Source organism: Rhodococcus koreensis, assembly GCF_900105905.1.
Taxonomy (GTDB): Bacteria; Actinomycetota; Actinomycetes; order Mycobacteriales; family Mycobacteriaceae; genus Rhodococcus_F; species Rhodococcus_F koreensis.
Genome location: NZ_FNSV01000005.1, coordinates 3,331,797 through 3,348,802 on the forward strand (window position 1 = coordinate 3,331,797; position 17,006 = coordinate 3,348,802).

A 17,006-nucleotide genomic window follows, 5' to 3' on the forward strand; every position below is an offset into this window, starting at 1 on the left:
GGGGGGATAATCTCCAGGTGACTGCAACACTGCGCATCAGCGGACTGTCGGCTTCGCGCGGTGAGCGCACCCTCTTCGCCGGCCTCGACCTGACCGTCGCCCCGGGCGACGTGACCGGACTGGTAGGGGCGAACGGTGCCGGCAAGTCGACGCTGCTGACCGCCCTCGCCGGGGTCGGCTCGGCGGACGTGGAGGGCAGCATCGTGCTGAGCCCGCCCGACGCCGCCGTCGGCTACCTCGCCCAGGAGCCCGATCGAATCGTCGGCGAGACGGTCCTCGACTTCCTCGGCCGCAGGACCGGGGTCACCGAGGCCGAGCACACCATGAACGCGGCCGCCGAAACACTCGGCGAGTCGGACGAGGATCTCTACTCCCCCGCCCTCGAACGCTGGCTGGCACTGGGCGGCGCCGACCTCGCCGAGCGCGCGGAGAAGGTCGTGAGCGAACTCGGGCTGGGGGTGCCGCTCGACGCGCACATGACGTCGCTGTCCGGTGGGCAGGCCGCGCGCGCCGGGTTGGCGTCGCTGCTGCTGTCCCGGTACGACGTGCTGCTGCTCGACGAGCCGACCAACGACCTCGACCTCGTGGGGCTCGAACAGCTCGAGCGTTTCGTCGCCGAGAGCCGGGCAGCCATGGTGGTGGTGAGTCATGATCGAGAATTCCTGGCGCGCACCGTGACCGGCATCGTGGAACTCGACCTCGCGCAGCAGCAGATCGCGGTCTACGACGGCAGCTACGACTCGTATCTCGCCGAACGGGAGATCGCACGCAGGCATGCCCGGGAGGCGTACGAGGAGTACGCCGGAACCCGTTCGGATCTCGAGGACCGCGCGCAGATGCAGCGGAACTGGATGGAGCACGGAGTCCGGAACGCGCGCCGCAAGGCGAAGGACAACGACAAGATCGGCAAGGGGCTGCGCACCGAGTCCACCGAGAAGCAGGCCGCGAAGGCCCGGCAGACGCAACGCCGGATCGAGCGGCTCGAGGTGGTCGAGGAGCCGCGCAAGGAGTGGGAACTGCGGATGGAGATCGCCGCCGCCCCGCGCAGCGGTTCGGTCGTGGCGACGGCGAACGGCGCCACCGTCGCGTGGGGCGGGGACCGCGAGTTCACGTTCGGCCCAGTCACCACTCAGGTGGACTGGGGTGACCGGATCATCGTCACCGGCGCCAACGGCTCCGGGAAGACGACCCTGCTGAAGGTGCTGCTCGGCAAGGTCGCCCTGGACGCGGGCACCGCCTCACTCGGTTCGGGTGTGGCGATCGGCGAGATCGATCAGGCCCGCGGCCTGTTCGAGGGCGCCGAGAAGGTGTCCGACGCGTTCGCGGCGCAGGTCCCGGACTGGCCGGATGCCGACGTGCGGACGCTGCTCGCGAAGTTCGGCCTCAAGGGACACCACGTGCTGCGGCCCGCGGCGTCGCTGTCGCCCGGCGAACGCACCCGCGCCGCCCTCGCCCTGCTGCAGGCGCGGGGCGTGAACCTGCTGGTGCTCGACGAGCCCACCAACCACCTGGACCTCCCGGCGATCGAACAGCTCGAGCAGGCGATGGAGAACTTCGACGGCACGCTGCTGCTCGTCACCCACGACCGGCGGATGCTGGATTCGACGCGCAGCACCCGCCGCTGGCGGATGGACGGCGGCCGGCTGTCCGAGGAGTAGTCAGTCGCCCTCGGCCATGGGCGGCAGCGCCTTGACGAACGGCGGGTCGTAGTCGACCTTCCCGAGCTTCGCGGCGCCACCGGGCGATCCCAGGTCGTCGAAGAAGTCGGCGTTCGCCTTGGTGTACTCGACCCACTGGTCCGGGACGTCGTCCTCGTAGAAGATCGCCTCGACGGGGCAGACGGGCTCACAGGCACCGCAGTCGACGCATTCGTCGGGGTGGATGTAGAGCATCCGACCGCCTTCGTAGATGCAGTCGACGGGACATTCTTCGATGCATGCCTTGTCCAGAACGTCGACACAGGGCTCCGCGATGGTGTACGTCACGTCTGTAATCCTGTCCTTTCCTGCCGTCCTGCGCGAATCGCCTCTACTCTGCCACTCAATTCCCCAGGGTCAACCTGTCATTTCGGCGCCCGGGCCTGTTGCCCACGGTTGACAAACTGTTGGGTTTTCACAACACTTTGTTGCATGAGCCCAGTACGGCGCGGGGACTCCCTGCCCATCTACAACCGCATCGGCGTCCTGCGCGCCGAACGCGGGATGAGCCGGGCTCAGCTGGCGGGACTCATCGACGTCAACCCCCAGACCGTCGGCGCACTCGAACGGGGCGACCACTACCCCAGCCTCGACCTGGCGTTCCGTATCTCATGGGTGTTCGAACTGCCGGTGGAGGCCATCTTCTCCCGCACCGAGTTCGGGCCCCTGTCCACCGAGCTGTACCGCACCGACCGACCGCCGTCCACGACAGGAAGCGGGGAGAGTTCCCATGCCTGAGACCAATCTGATCGAGAGGTACCAGGGGTTCCGGACGCGCAGATTCCTCCAGAACGAAAGCCGTTACCGCACCTGGCTGCCGCAGTGGCGGACGCGCAGCCGCAGGCGAATCCTGGTGGTCGCCCTCGCGGTGACGTTTGTGTTCATGACCGCCGTCGGGATCGTGTGTCATGTCGACATGACGGTCGGTCCGCTGCTCTGGCTGCCCGCGTGCCTGTTGTTCTTCCCGCTGTGGACGATGCTCCAGATCGTGTCCGGACGGCAGGGGGACGCGCCGCGCGACGCTCTCGACGAGTGGGAGATCCAGCAGCGCAACAGTGCCCGCTCGATCGGACTCACGGTCACCCAGCTGCTGACGTTGCTTCCGGCGATGTACCTGATCTTCGTCGGTGCGCTGGACGTCGATCACAGCAACGTGCCGTACGCCGCGGGACTGCTCGTCGTCACCGCGCTGATGGTCGGGGGTTGCACGCCGGCCATGATCCTCGGCTGGACCCGACCCGACCCCGAGCCCGACGACCTGGCCTCGTAGGAACATCCGCCTCCAGATGGGAAGGACCCATGTCTCACACCCTCACGATCGACGGCATCTCCAAACGGTACGGTGACGTCGTCGCACTCGACGACCTGTCCTTCGAGGTCCGCCCCGGTGAGATCTTCGGTTTCGTCGGCAGCAACGGCGCGGGCAAGACCACCACCATGCGCATCGCGCTGGGCGTCCTGTCCGCCGATTCCGGCGAGGTCCGGCTGAGCGGCAAGCCGGTCGACCTGGACGTGCGGCGCACCATCGGCTACATGCCGGAGGAACGCGGGCTGTACCCGAAGATGAAGGTGGGCAAGCAACTCGCCTACCTCGCCGAACTGCACGGCATCTCCCGCTCCGCGGCGCGGAACGCCGTCGCCCGCTGGACCGAGCGCCTCGGCATCGCGGACCGTGTCGGCGACACCGTCGACGCACTCTCGCTCGGCAATCAGCAACGCGTACAACTGGCCGCCGCGCTGGTCCACGACCCCGCGGTGCTGGTTCTCGACGAACCCTTCTCCGGGCTCGACCCCGTCGCGGTGGACGTCATGAGCGACGTACTGGTGGAGAAGGCGAACACCGGAGTGCCGGTGATTTTCTCGAGCCATCAGCTCGAACTCGTCCAGCGCCTGTGCCACCGCGTGGGCATCATCAGCCACGGCCGGATGCGTGCCGTCGGCACCGTCGACGAACTGCGCGGCGGCGGCAACGCCCGACTCGAAGTCCACGCGCCGGAGGCGCCGGTCGGGTGGGCCCATCACCTCGACGGGGTCACCACGATCAGTCACCTCGACGGCCGGACCCTGCTGTCGCTCGACGACCACGTGGACGATCAGCTGGTCCTGCACACCGCCCTGAAGACCGGTCCGGTGCACGAGTTCTCGCTGCACAGGCCCACTCTGACCGATCTGTTCCGAGAGGTGGTCACCGCATGAGCGCCCCCGTGAGTCCCGCCCGCGCGATCGGCCTCGTCGCCCGCCGCGAATTCCTGACCCAGGTGGCGAAGAAGAGCTTCGTCATCAGCAACGTGATCATCCTGCTGGCCATCGTGGGCGGCATCGTCGCGTATTCGCTGTTCTCGGGCGGCGACGAAGACCGGGCCACCGTCGGACTCGTCGGCGACCAGTCGCTCGCGCCGGTTCTCGTCGCCACCGGTGACGCGACCGGCACCCCGGTCGACGTCGTCCCGGCGGCCGACGAACAGGCCGCACGGGACCAGGTGGGCGGCGGTGACCTCGACGTCGCGCTGATTCCGGGCACCGGCGGATCGGTCACGGCCGTCACCGAATCCGAGCTGAGCTCCGGGCTTCGCACCGTGATCGACGCGGCCGTGATGCAGCAGGCTCAGGCCGGCGCCCTCGCCGCGCGGGGTGTGGACCCCGCGGAACTCGCCGCCGCGACCGGCGGGGCGGTCGTCACCGTCGACGCTCTCGACCCGCCCGACCCGGAGAAGGGCCAGCGCGTGGCCCTCTCCGTCGCCGTGGTCGTCCTGCTGTACATGCAGATCATGATGTTCGGCATGTACGTGGCGATGGGTGTGGTCGAGGAGAAGTCGAGCCGCGTCGTGGAACTGCTCCTGTCGACGCTCCGACCGCTGCAACTGCTGTGGGGCAAGGTGATCGGCATCGGCGCGGTCGGACTCGTCCAGCTGACCGCCTACGGTGTGGCCGGGGTCGCGGCCGGACTCGCGACGGGCGTGCTCACCGTGACCGGGACGGCGCTCGGGGTGCTGGCCGGAACGCTCGGCTGGTTCGTGCTCGGATTCGCGTTCTTCGCCGTCCTCTACGCCGCGGCCGGGTCGATGGTGTCGCGGCAGGAGGATGTCAACGCCACCGCGTCACCGCTGATGGTGCTGATCGTCATCATGTTCTTCAGCGCCTTCTCGTCGGTGAGCAACCCGGACGGCACCCTGAGCAACGTCCTCAGTTGGATTCCGCCGTTCTCGGCGATCCTGATGCCGCTGCGCATCGCCGCCGGCGTGGCGTCCCCGGTCCAGGTCGTCGTCACCATCGCCCTGATGCTCGCGGTGACCGCCGCACTCAGCGTGCTGGCCGCGAAGATCTACCAGCGCTCGATCCTGCGGATCGGCAAGGTCGTGTCGTGGAGGGAGGCGCTGGGGAGGTCGTGAATTCCCGGTGCCCAGCCAAGTTCCCCGGGTAGTCTTCGAATCGTCGATCGATGCTGCTCAGCTGCCGTTTCGGAACGGGGAACACCATGGTCGTCCGTCGCCGGAAGCCGATCGTCGCCCTCGCCGTCGCCGTGGTCGCGTGCATGACGTTGCTGCTGACGGCATGCACGTCCGACGAGCCGACCACTGCGGGCGGTGGCAACGCCGGCCCCGACGGCACCCCGGTCGCCTACACGGAGCCGGTCAAGCTGTCGAGCGAGAACGGGGTGCTCGAGGTCCGGCTGTCGGCCCATCAGGGCACGGTCGACCTCGACACCGTCTCGGAACCGGTGTCCAACTTCCTGGTCTTCGGGTACGAGGTTCTGCAGGGCACCAGTTCGAACGGCTCGACCACGGGCGACGACGTCTACCCGGCACCGACGTTGCGCGTCGATCCGGGTGAGCGCCTGATCATCCACTACGACAACGATCTCCGGAACCTGACGATCGAGGACTTCTACGACCCCGCGTTCACGCCGGCGGGCGGGGAGGTCCCGATCTATCCGCCGGCCCTCGAGTCCGCGCCGCTGAACCTGCACACCCACGGGTTGCACGTGAGCCCGGACGGCAACGCCGACAACGTGCTGCTCGACATCCCCGCCGGGATGGGCAACGTCTACGACTACGCGGTGCCGAAGGACATGCCGAACGGCATGTACTGGTACCACAGCCACCGTCACACGATGACCGCGCAGCAGACGTACGCGGGGCTCGCGGGACTGCTGGAGATCGGCAGGCCCGACGGCAACCTTCCCCTGGTGACGCAGAACGACGTTCCCATCCGCGACATGGCGCTGCAGTACAACTTCGTCTTCGACCGTAAAGGCAACGGCCACCAGCTGAACGACCCGAACTGGCCTCAGTTCGTGAGCACGCTGAAGCCCCCGGAGGGATCCCAGCTGGCCGACGGCACGTACTCGCCGAGCCTCGCCCCGGTGAACTTCGCCGACACGACGGAGGGGGCCCAGTACGTCACCAACTGGTATGCCGGTCCGCTGTCCCCGGCGAATCACCGCGGTCAGAACCAGTTCGTGCCGGGCAATCTGCAGAGTTTCCGCAGTGATTCCACGAACGTGCCCGCCGATCCCTCGCTACCCGACAACGAGCGCGACGTGCAGTACACGATCAACGGGCAGTTCCAGCCGGAGTTGAAGCTGAAGCCGGGCCAGACGGAGATCTGGGTGCTGGCCAACATCAGCGACTTCGCGTACATGCCGCTGCGGCTCACCGAGACCGCGACGGGCGAGCATCCCCAGTTCTCGATCGTCGGCCAGGACGGCAACCCCTTCACCCAGGTGCAGCGGCCGGTCGGCGGTGACGGAACCCGGCTCGTCATTCCGCCGGGGTCGCGGTACGCGATCGCCGTGACGATGCCGGACACCGGCGATCTGGTGCTCGACATGCCGCCGCTGGACGGCGCGAAACCCGTCACCAATCCCGGCGTGCTCTACACGAACAACGGCACCGGCAACCCGCCGGCCGAACTGGGCACGGTGACCGTCGACCCGTCGGTCATCAGCTACGCCGACGGCTTCTTCACCTTCCCCACCCAGACTCTCGTGCACGTCACCCCCGACAGCGGCGAAGGCCGGACCACACCGTTCGAGCCCGGCCAGAACCTCGACGCCTACACGTCGTTCGTGGACACGTCGGTGATGACACCCGACGTGAAGCGCACGCTCACGGTGTCGGGCGGGTTCGGCAACGAGAAGGCCAGCAACAGCGACCCGAAGGCGTTCACGTACGAGTTCGACGACAACACGTTCCCGAACATCCCGTTGATCCAGCCGCGCCTCAATTCGGTCGAGGAATGGTCGATCACGAACCTCAACAACGACGAGCATCCGATGCACATCCACGTCAACGACTTCCAGGTGATGGAAATCGTCGATCCGATCGCGGGCACCAGGACCGGGGTGCAGCCGTGGGGTGAGGACAACGTCAACGTGCCCGCGCCCGTCACGGACGCGAACGAGAATCCGCTGGTGCCCGCATCGGTGACGCTGCGCACCAAATTCACCGAGTACACCGGCACTTTCGTGATCCACTGCCACCGCCTCAACCACGAGGACAACGGACTGATGGCCACCGTCAACGTGATCCCCGAGGTGTCGACGTACGCGGTGGCGGTGCCGGGTTCGGCGGGCACCCCCGCCACCGTGCAGGTCCACGACGGCAACGGCGACAAGGTGATCGCCGCGGTCACCCCGTTCCCGGCGTTCGAGGGCACCCCGACGGTGGCGATGGCCGACGTCAACGGCGACATGATCCTCGACCTCGTCGCCGGGACCGGTGCGGGCGTGGCACCGGAGGTCGTCGCGTACGACGGCAACGATGTGGGCTCCGGCCCGTTCACCGCCGAGCTGACCCGGTTCGCCCCGTTCGACGACGGCTTCCGCGGGGGCGTGAACGTCGCGGGTGCGGACATCGACGGAAACGCGCTGGCCGACAACATCATCGCCGGCACCGGGCCCGGCACCGAGACGCAGGTGAAGGTGTTCTCGTCCACCCTGCCCACGGACGAGGGCGCGGCACCCGAGACCTTCTCGACGTTCACCCCCTACCCCGGTTCGCAGTCCGGGGTGACCGTCGCGACGGGCCTGGTCGACACCGCCTCGGGCCGGGCGAGCATCGTCACCGCCCCGGGGCCGGGTGAAGCGCCTCGCGTGAAGACGTTCCGGTACGACCTGTTCGAGCCCACCGCCGCGGCGCAGGCCGACGGCACCGCGGACGAGCACGCCGGCCACACCGGCGGACCGAGGGCGACGTCGGAGTTCCTGGCCTTCGACGAGAACTACCTCGGCGGTGTCTCCCTCTCGACGGGGTGGGTGGCCGGCGCCGAGGGCGGAGCCAAGAGCATCGTCACCGGCATGCTGGGCGGCGACGGCACCGTCCGGGTGTGGTCGAGTGGGTCACGCCTCGACGGTGAGCCGGGCATGTATCTCGAGAGCCCGGACCACCACTCCGGCGACGTCGTGTTCACCCAGATCGCGTCGTTCGCACCGTTCGCCGGCGGCACTCCGGGCACGGGCGTGCAGGTCGCCACGACCAGCACCACCACGGGCGCCGACCTGCTCGTCAGCGGCGCCGGGCCGGGCGGGGCCGAGGTGCGCAAGTTCGGGCTGGGCCGCCCCGACCCCCAGGCCACGACGCTGGTACCACTCCCGTTGGGCGCCCTGCCCGCGCTGCCCGCAGCGCCTGGTTCCGTGCCGCTCGGCGGCCGGTAGGTGCCGGTGTCAGGCGGTCCGCTTCTCGGCGGCGGCCGCGATGTCGTCGAGATCCTGACGGATCATCTTGGTGGTGGCCTTCAGCGCGAAGGAGCCGAACACCTTCATCAGGAATCGCGAAAAGGCACCCATACCGGTTGCTTCCGCCGAGAAGTGAAACGTCAGGGTGGTGCCGTCGCCGGCAGGCGTCAGGGTGAACACCGTCGTGTAGTCGGCGCCGCGGGACGACGCCTTCACCACGGTGCGCTTCTCCGGGTCGATCTCCGCGACCCACATCTCCTCGGACGAGGACTTGCCGAACAGCACCCGGGTCTCACGCCACCGCGTGCCGACCTCGTATTTCGTCGAGTCCAGCCGCTCGAGCTTCTCCACGCCGCTCAGAACCGACTCCGCGTTGTCCAGGTCGGTGAGGACATTCCAGACCGCGCTCGCGGGCGCGTCGATCGTTCGGCTCACTCGGATTTCCGAGGCTGACATGTGGCACCCGTTTCTCTCGGTGTCAGGGCAGGGTCCAGAACTGGGTGGTCACCAGATAGAAGACGACGACCCAGAACACCATAGCCCCGGCGACGACGGCGAGCCCTCGACGGTTCGTCCTCGCTTCGGGAACGCCTTGGGCCGGCCGCAGCCAGTGCCCCAGGATCCGGTTCACGTAGTACGGCATCGTCACGAAGCTCATGATGAAGCTGGACAGCAGGTTTCCGACGAGCAGGCCGAGCCACAGCGGCATCTTCAGCGGCGACAGCGCGAGGGTGAGGATCACGACCGTGGGATAGAGGCCGACCCACACCGCGATCGAGGTCTTGGTCTCGGACGGCGGCGGCGCCTCGTGGCCGTTCTCGTCGAACGCGAACCAGCTGCCGAACGAGTTGTCGATGGTGCGCAGTTCGAAGTCGTGGAACTTCTCGCCCTCCGCGAGCAGCTCCTGACGTGTCGCCGAGGTGAGCCACGTGTCGAGGTCGGCGGCGTTGTCGTAGCGGTACAGCGCGGTCCACTCGTCCTGGACACCTTCGACGGGGCGGAACAGTTCGCTCCCGCGGAAGCCGTCGAACCTGCTCTCCTCCAGGCGCAGTCGGTCCTGCCAGGCGAGGAAGTCGTCGACGTGTTCGGGGCGGACACGGTGCGTCACGACGACCGTCACGAGCGGATCCGCTTCCCGCACGCCGCCACCGGTGATGACCTGCTGGGTGGCGGGGCCGTCGAAGTACGGCTGCCCCGCGTCCAGCCGGTCCTGCCGGGTGGCGCTGTTGATCCACGCCTGCACGTGGGCGACGGAATCGAAGCGGTAGACCACCACCCAGTCGGGTTGCACGGCGGTGGGTGCGGAGATCTCGGCGCCCAGAAAACCGGGGTAGCGGGACGCGGCCGCGTTCATGTCCCGCTGCCAGGCCTCGAAGGCCTCCTCGGAACCGGCACGCACCTTCTGGCCGATGATGACCGTCGCGGCGTTGCCGGCGACTTTCTCGGTGGGCTTCTCGGTGTCCATCGCCCTCTCCTCACGGCTCAGGTCGTCGGAACCGATCGGTTCTCGCCGATACGGCTGTAGATGCGCTCGGGGGTGAGCGGCAACTCGCGGAAGCGCACGCCCGTCGCGTCTTCCAGCGCGTTGGCCAGTGCAGGCGCCACCGGGTTGATGCAGCACTCCGCCATTCCCTTCGCACGCATCGGCCCGACGGAGTCCGAAGAATCGACCAGCAGCACTTCGGTCCGGGGAACGTCGGCGAAGGTGGGGATGCGGTAGTTGCGCAGGTTGGGGTTGGTCATCACACCGTTGTCGTCGACGTGGAAGTTCTCGGTCAACACGAATCCGATGCCCTGGGCGACGCCGCCCTCGATCTGGCCGCGCACTTGCACCGGGTTGATGATGACCCCGGCGTCCGTGGCCTGGACGCTGTCGAGGATGCGGATCTCGCCCGTCACCCGATGGACGGCGATGCGGAAACCGTGGGCGTTGGAGACGACGCTGCGCGGCGACCCGTACGCCTTGCGCGCCTCCGTGAACCGGATGCCGCGGGGGCGGGCGGCGTCGAGGAGTTCGGTCAACGGCACACGTGTGCCGTCGCAGAGTACCCCGTCGTCGTCCATCGAGCAGGACGCGACATCGACCCCGGTGTGCGCGGCGGCGAACGCCAGGATGCGGGTGCGCAGCGCTTCCGACGCCTGCGACACGGCGTTGCCCGCGACGAAGAGCCCCGCACTGGCGAATGCCCCCGTGTCGAAACCCGTGCGGTCGGTGTCGGACTGCACGAGACGCACCCGCGACGGCGTCGTGCCGAGCTGGGTGGCCGCGATCTGCACGTGCGCCGTCGACGTCCCCTCACCGAATTCGACGGTGCCGACGGCGAGTTCGTACACGCCGTCCTCGCCGAGCGTCGCCCACGCCTCGGAGATGTGCTCGGTCGGGGGCGCGGTCTCGTGAAGGCCACACGCGGTGCCCACGCCGACGAGCCAATCCTCGCCCAGCACCTGCCCGTTCCCGGTCCGTCCCAATGCGGCGTCCACGAGGTCGATGCACTGCCCGAGCCCGTCCTCCCCGAACACGACGTCGTCGGGCCCGTCCTCGATCGCCACCAGTGAGTCGCCGGGGCGGACGATGTTGCGGCGCCGCAACTCGACGGCGTCGATGCCGAGCGCGACCGCCAACTCGGTGATGGCGGACTCGACCGCGAACGCGGGCTGCGTCATGCCGTACCCGCGCAGCGCCCCGCTGGGCACGGTGTTCGTGTAGACGGAGTACGCGTCGAACTTCTTGTTGAGGCACCGGTACGTCGAGATCGCTGCCCCGGCGGCGAACAACGTCTCGCCCCCGTGGTTGCCGTACGCGCCCGTGTTCGACACGTTGCGCACCTGGAACGCCGTGAGCGTGCCGTCGGATCGGGCGCCGAGCTTGACCGTCAGCTTCATCGGGTGCCGCGGCGACGCCGTCGTGAACTCTTCTTCCCGGGTGAACTCGAGGGAGACCGGCCGGCCCGTGTCGAGGGTGGCGAGCGCAACCAGATCCTCCGTGATCACCTCCTGCTTGCCGCCGAACGCGCCACCGACCCGCTCGCAGAACACCCGCAGCTGGTCGGGACGCAGGTCGAACAGGTGAGCCAGCTTGACCTTCGCGATCGACGGCGACTGCGAACTCGTGCGCACGTGCAGGCGGCCGTCCTCCATCCAGGCGATCGACCCGTGCGTCTCGAGATGCGCATGCTGCACACGCGGCGTGAAGTACGTGCCCTCGTGGATCACGTCGGCCTCGGCAAACCCGGCCTCGATGTCCCCCACCTCACCGTGCAGCTCGAGCAGAATGTTGCGCACGGGGTCCTGGACGAACGGATCATCCGAACCGTGCAGTTGCGGTGCGCCGTCGGCCATCGCCTCCTCCGGGTCGAACACCGCGGGCAGCACGTCGTACTCGACGACCACTCTGCGGCAGCCCTCCTCCGCGGCGCCGACCGTGTCCGCCACCACCGCGACCACACGCTGTCCGACGAAGCGGACCGTGTCGTCGAGGATGTACGTGTCGTCGGGGTCGACGAGGTGATCGGTGTGGATCGCGGTCGTGTACAGCTTCCGGGGCACGTCCTCCCACGTGTACACGCGGTGCACTCCGGGGACGGCGAGCGCCGCCGCCGTGTCGATCGAGACGATGCGGGCATGGGCGTGCGGCGAATGCAGCACCTTCATGTGCAGCAGGCCCTCGATGTCGGTGTCCATCGTGAATCGGGCGCGGCCCGTGACGACGTCGGTGGCCGCGGGCGCCCCGACGCTGGTGCCGACGGCCCGGCCCGGTTCGGCGACCTCGATCGCGGCGACACCGTTCACCGCGTCCTCGATCGCGCGGTAGCCGGTGCAGCGGCACAGATTGCCCTTCAATGCGCGGGGCAGGTCGGCTTTCTGCGCGTCGGTGAACGTCGCCGAGGTCATGATCATCCCCGCGGTGCAGAATCCGCACTGGAACCCGGGGGCGTCCCGGAACTGCCGCTGCAACGGATGCAGGTCGTCCGGTGAACCGAGGCCCTCGATGGTGGTCACCTCGCGTCCCTCGGCCCGGAACGCGGGTGTGATGCAACTGTGCACCGGATCGCCGTCGAGCCACACCGTGCACGCTCCGCAATCGCCTGCGTCGCAACCCTTCTTGACGCCGTGATGACCGAGCGAACGCACGAACGTCCGCAGGCACTGTCCGGGATTCGGCTCCTCGTCGAACGTCCTGCCGTTGACGGTGTACGTCATCGCCGACCTCCTGCCGCGAGTTCGGTCCGGATCTCCTCGGCGTAATGCTTCGCGAGGTGACGACGATGGTCGGGGGTGCCGTTGGGGTCGTCGAACCACACGTCCTCGGGCAAAGCGTCGATGCTCTGCTGCAGCGTCTCGGCGCCGGGCACGGCGTCGAACGCGAACCGGATCGGACGCGTGGTGCCCGCCGTGATCGTGAGCAGCAGGTCGTCGGCATCGGGCGACCGGGTGCCGATCATGAACAGTGTCGACCGGCCCAGGTGTGTCAGCGTGAAGCGGCGGTGCGCGTGACGCTTGCGCAGGGCGCCGGCCGGGATGTCGATGCGCCGCAGGATCTCACCCGGCGAGAGAATGTTCTCGTGGTTGCCCGTGACGAAGTCGGCGGCGTCCACGGTGCGCTCGGACCCGTCGGCCGCCCACAGGGTGTACGTCGCCTCGAGTGCGACGGCCATCGTGATCATCGGGCCCGCGGGCAGCGACATGCAGATGTTGCCGCCCACCGTCGCCGAATTCCAGACCTTGAACGACGCCAGGAACGCCTCACAACTCGTTGCGAACAGCGAGTCGGCGAGCCAGTCGCCCGGCGGCGCAAAGGCATACAGTTCACGCACCGTGCACGTCGCCCCGATCTCCAGACCCGCATCGCCCGGCACCAGCGAATCCCAGCCGAGCGCCGTCAGATCGACGAGCCTGCTCAGGCCGGGTTGTGGCTCCGAGAACAACCACGTTCCCCCGGCCAGCCACGCGTCGCCGTCCCGCCACTGCGCACCCGGCCGGTCGGGTGGGCGCCGCACGACATCGGTGATGGTGTTGAGGTCCATATGACTGCTCCACTCGGGGAATGTGTCGTCGTTCTTGTACCCGGCCTGCGTCAACTCACCTGACTCTAGACACCGCGACAGCCGTACCGGCGTTTTTTGCCTTGTTCCACCCGCGCTTGCGACCGTCACCCGTCGTAGCAGACATCTACCGCCCCGGCCCGACCGTTACTCTCAGGTCCATGGCCGCCAAGATCTCCGCCCACGACGTGCTCGAGTTGGTACTGGACGCAGGCAGCTTCGTCTCCTGGGACACCACGCCCGTCGACGCGCGGCCGAACGAGAAGTACCAGGCAGACCTGCAGAAGGCCGCCGAGAAGTCGGGCGTCGACGAATCGGTGATCACCGGCGTCGGCACCGTCCGCGGTCGCCCGGTCGCCGTCATCGCCTGCGAGTTCGCGTTCCTGGCCGGTTCGATCGGCGTGGCCGCCGCCGAGCGGATCGTCTCCGCCATCGAACGCGCCACCCGCGAGGGCCTCCCCCTGCTCGCCTCCCCGACGTCGGGCGGCACCCGCATGCAGGAGGGCACCGTCGCCTTCGTGCAGATGGTGAAGATCGCGGCGGCCGTCGCCACCCACAAGGCCGCCCACCTCCCCTATCTGGTGTATCTGCGGAACCCGACCACCGGCGGCGTGTTCGCGTCCTGGGGTTCGCTCGGGCACATCACGGTGGCCGAACCCGGTGCGCTCGTCGGGTTCCTCGGACCCCGCGTCTACGAGGCGCTGTACGGCGAGAAGTTCCCCGAAGGCGTGCAGACGTCCGAGAACCTGTACCGCAACGGCGTCATCGACGGCGTCGTCCCCGCGACCCGCCTGCGCCGGCTCGTGCACCGGGCGTTGCGGGTGCTGATCGATGCGCCGACGCCGGCCGCCGCCACCGAACCGGTGCCGGCCGTCGACATCCCCGACGTGCCCGCGTGGCAGTCGGTGATGTTGTCGCGGCGCTCCGACCGGCCCGGCATCCGCCACCTGCTGCGGCACGCGGCCACCGAGCAGGTTCCCCTCAGCGGCACCGGTCAGGGCGAGACCGAGGGGACGGTGCTGTTGTCGCTGGCCCGTTTCCGCGGCGCGCCGTGCGTGTTGCTGGGCCAGGACCGCGCCGGCCAGTCGGCGCTGAACACGATGGGGCCCGCCGCCCTCCGCGAGGCACGCCGCGGCATGCGGTTGGCCGAGGAGTTGCAGATCCCCCTCGTCCTGGTGATCGACACCCTCGGTGCGGCGTTGTCGCAGGAGGCGGAGGAGCGTGGATTGGCTCCCGAGATCGCGCGCTGCATCTCCGACCTCGTGACGTTGAAGACTCCGACCGTGTCCGTTCTGCTCGGTCAGGGCACGGGCGGCGGGGCGCTGGCCTTCCTCCCGGCCGACCGTGTGCTCGCGGCGCAGAACGGGTGGCTGGCCCCGCTGCCTCCCGAAGGTGCCAGCGCCATCGTGCACCGCGACACCACCCACGCACCCGAGATGGCCGCCGCCCAGGGCATCCGTTCCCTCGACCTGCTGCGGGACGGCGTCATCGACGCCATCATTCCCGAGCATCCGGACGCCGCCGACGAGGCCGTCGACTTCTCCAAGCGGGTCGGCGAGGCCATCTCCCGGGAGCTCCGCGCCCTGACCGGGGTTCCGGAGAGCGAGCGCTTCGCGGCCCGGCTCGCCCGCTACCGGAACCTCGGCCTCGGCTAAGACAGTTTGATCGTCGGGTTGTACATGTCCATCCACAGTGCGAGGTCGAGGGTGCGCTCGAGTCCGCGACGCGACACCTGAGTGATCTGCGGGGTGTCGACGGACACCGCCCGCGACAGCCAGTCCGCACTGACCAGACCGAACACCGAGTGCGAGGGGTCGCCGAGCAGATCTTTGCCGTGCTGCTGCAACGCCACCGCGTACTTCGGGTCCTGGGTGGACGGGTACGGCGACTTCACCCGGTCGATCACCGACTGCGGCAGCACATCCCTGGTCGCGGCCCGCAGCAACGACTTCTCCTTGCCGTCGAACGTCTTCATCGACCACGGCGTGTTGTACACGTACTCGACGAGCCGGTGATCGCAGAACGGCACCCGCACCTCGAGTCCGACGGCCATGCTCGCGCGGTCCTTGCGGTCGAGGAGGACCCGGACGAACCGTGTCAGATGCAGGTAGCAGATCTTGCGCATCCGCCATTCGAAGTCGGATTCGCCGTCCAGCCGGTCGATCCCGGATATCGCCGCGTCGTACGAGTCCTGCACGTAGTCGTCGATGCGCAGCCCCGCCGTCACGTCCGGGGTGAAGATGTTGCTCTCGTCGCCGAAGTGCTCGGCGAACTGCACGAGCCACGGGAAGGTGTTCGCCTGTTGCGCCTTCGGGGCGAAGAACTGCTTGTAGCCGCCGAACACCTCGTCGGCCGACTCACCGGACAACGCCACGGTGGAGTGCTGACGGATCGCCTTGAACAGCAGATACAGCGACGCGTCCATGTCGCCGAGGCCCATGGGAATGTCGCGTGCCCGGATGACCTTCGCGCGCACCGCGGGATCCGCGAGGTCGTCGGAGTCGAGGACGATGTCCTGGTGCGTGGTCCCGGACCTGCTGGCCACGTCGTGCACGTACGGAGTGTCCGGGGTGCCCCGCAGTTCGTCTGCGACGAAATGTTCGGTCTGCCCGACGAAGTCGACGGCGAACGTGCGGACCGTCTCCCCCACCTCGGCGAGTTGCCCGGCGGCGATGCCCGTCATCGCCGAGGAGTCGAGCCCACCGGACAGCAGCGTGCAGCGCGGCACGTCCGCGACCAGTTGCCTGCGCACGATGTCGTCGAGCAGTTCGCGGACGTGCGCGACGGACGTGTCCCGGTCGTCGGTGTGTGGGCGGGTCTGCAGGGTCCAGTACCGGTGCGTCCGCAGTCCCGCATGCGAGACGGTGACCACCGTGCCGGGCTCCACCTCACGCATGCCCTCCCACACGGCGTGGCCCGGCGTCTTCACGAACGCGAACAGCTCCCGGATCCCGTCCATCGTGACGGTCGGCTCGGCGATCGGATTGGCAAGGATCGCTTTGGGTTCCGAACCGAACAGCACACCGTCGGGGGTCTCGTAGTAGTAGAACGGCTTGATACCCATGCGGTCGCGGATCATCACCAGGGTATCGGTCCGCGAATCCCACACGGCGAACGCGTACATGCCGTTGAGCCGCTCCGCGACGGCCTCTCCCCACTCCAGATATCCGTGGAGCACCACCTCGGTGTCGGAGTTCGTGGCGAACCGGTGACCGCGCCCGTACAGTTCCTCGCGCAGTTCACCGAAGTTGTACACCTCCCCGGAATAGACCATCGCCACGGTCCCGCCGGGGGTGTCCACACTCATCGGCTGATGACCGCCCGGCAGGTCGATGATCGCGAGCCGTCGATGCCCGAGCGCCGCATGTTCGGCGACCCACGTACCGCGATCGTCCGGCCCCCGGCAGTTCATCGTCTCGGCCATGGCATCCACGGTGGACTGTTCGACGCGTAGATCACGGTCGAACGAGATCCATCCGGTGATTCCGCACATTTGTTCCTCCGGCTGTCGCTGGCGCTCTTCCTTCGGCGCGCATGGTCAGTTGCGAGGTGGCGAACCGAGTCCGAACCGTAGCAATCGCATTGACAGTT

At 68.3% G+C, this 17,006-nt stretch carries 13 protein-coding genes; 7 read left to right on the plus strand and 6 right to left on the minus strand.

Going from position 1 to position 17,006, the window contains the following annotated elements:
* The first annotated feature begins 17 nt into the window (after window positions 1–17).
* Entirely contained in the window at window positions 18–1,658 is a 1,641-nt protein-coding gene (locus BLV94_RS19675; RefSeq protein ID WP_072944755.1) for an ABC-F family ATP-binding cassette domain-containing protein, read from the plus strand.
* Here the strand turns inward: BLV94_RS19675 and fdxA are convergent, their stop codons facing one another.
* The gene (gene fdxA, locus BLV94_RS19680; protein WP_005244047.1) at window positions 1,659–1,985 is read right to left on the minus strand and encodes a ferredoxin; all 327 of its coding nucleotides are present in this window, start codon (window positions 1,983–1,985) and stop codon (window positions 1,659–1,661) included.
* Window positions 1,986–2,129: 144 nt separating this feature from the next.
* Between fdxA and BLV94_RS19685 the strand changes: the two genes are divergently transcribed.
* The 5 genes from BLV94_RS19685 to BLV94_RS19705 all read left to right on the plus strand — a co-directional run bounded on the left by BLV94_RS19685 (window position 2,130) and on the right by BLV94_RS19705 (window position 8,352).
* Window positions 2,130–2,435: a helix-turn-helix transcriptional regulator gene (locus BLV94_RS19685; protein ID WP_072944757.1), complete on the plus strand. Its 306-nt coding sequence runs from the start codon at window positions 2,130–2,132 to the stop codon at window positions 2,433–2,435.
* On the plus strand, window positions 2,428–2,967 hold the full coding sequence (locus BLV94_RS19690; protein WP_072944759.1) for a hypothetical protein: 540 nt from the start codon (window positions 2,428–2,430) through the stop codon (window positions 2,965–2,967). The genes BLV94_RS19685 and BLV94_RS19690 overlap by 8 nt, the downstream gene beginning before the upstream one ends.
* Before the next feature lie 29 nt (window positions 2,968–2,996).
* The gene (locus tag BLV94_RS19695) at window positions 2,997–3,893 is read left to right on the plus strand and encodes an ABC transporter ATP-binding protein (protein WP_072944761.1); all 897 of its coding nucleotides are present in this window, start codon (window positions 2,997–2,999) and stop codon (window positions 3,891–3,893) included.
* Window positions 3,890–5,086, plus strand: coding sequence for an ABC transporter permease (locus BLV94_RS19700; RefSeq protein ID WP_072944763.1), 1,197 nt, complete (start codon window positions 3,890–3,892; stop codon window positions 5,084–5,086). Before BLV94_RS19695 ends, BLV94_RS19700 begins: the two co-directional genes overlap by 4 nt.
* 86 nt (window positions 5,087–5,172) lie before the next feature.
* Entirely contained in the window at window positions 5,173–8,352 is a 3,180-nt protein-coding gene (locus tag BLV94_RS19705) for a multicopper oxidase family protein (RefSeq protein ID WP_072944898.1), read from the plus strand.
* A 9-nt stretch (window positions 8,353–8,361) separates the two neighbouring features.
* Here the strand turns inward: BLV94_RS19705 and BLV94_RS19710 are convergent, their stop codons facing one another.
* Genes BLV94_RS19710 through BLV94_RS19725 form a run of 4 tightly spaced genes read right to left on the minus strand, consistent with a single transcriptional unit; the run spans window position 8,362 to window position 13,397 of the window.
* Window positions 8,362–8,829 carry an SRPBCC family protein gene (locus BLV94_RS19710; RefSeq protein WP_072944765.1) on the minus strand — a complete coding sequence of 156 codons (468 nt, stop codon included), beginning with the start codon at window positions 8,827–8,829 and terminating at the stop codon, window positions 8,362–8,364.
* 22 nt (window positions 8,830–8,851) lie between these two features.
* Complete coding sequence (locus tag BLV94_RS19715) at window positions 8,852–9,838, minus strand: antibiotic biosynthesis monooxygenase (protein WP_072944767.1); 987 nt, start codon at window positions 9,836–9,838, stop codon at window positions 8,852–8,854.
* Between the two features lie 17 nt (window positions 9,839–9,855).
* Entirely contained in the window at window positions 9,856–12,573 is a 2,718-nt protein-coding gene (locus BLV94_RS19720) for a molybdopterin-dependent oxidoreductase (RefSeq protein ID WP_072944769.1), read from the minus strand.
* Window positions 12,570–13,397: an FAD binding domain-containing protein gene (locus tag BLV94_RS19725; RefSeq protein ID WP_072944770.1), complete on the minus strand. Its 828-nt coding sequence runs from the start codon at window positions 13,395–13,397 to the stop codon at window positions 12,570–12,572. The genes BLV94_RS19720 and BLV94_RS19725 overlap by 4 nt, the downstream gene beginning before the upstream one ends.
* 179 nt (window positions 13,398–13,576) lie before the next feature.
* On the opposite strand from BLV94_RS19725, the gene BLV94_RS19730 reads away from it, so the two are divergent.
* Window positions 13,577–15,070 carry an acetyl-coenzyme A carboxylase carboxyl transferase subunits beta/alpha gene (locus BLV94_RS19730; protein ID WP_072944772.1) on the plus strand — a complete coding sequence of 498 codons (1,494 nt, stop codon included), beginning with the start codon at window positions 13,577–13,579 and terminating at the stop codon, window positions 15,068–15,070.
* On the opposite strand, the gene asnB is transcribed toward BLV94_RS19730, so the two are convergent.
* Window positions 15,067–16,908: an asparagine synthase (glutamine-hydrolyzing) gene (gene asnB, locus BLV94_RS19735; protein ID WP_072944774.1), complete on the minus strand. Its 1,842-nt coding sequence runs from the start codon at window positions 16,906–16,908 to the stop codon at window positions 15,067–15,069. The two genes, BLV94_RS19730 and asnB, sit on opposite strands and share 4 nt — an antisense overlap.
* Between the last annotated feature and the right edge of the window lie 98 nt (window positions 16,909–17,006).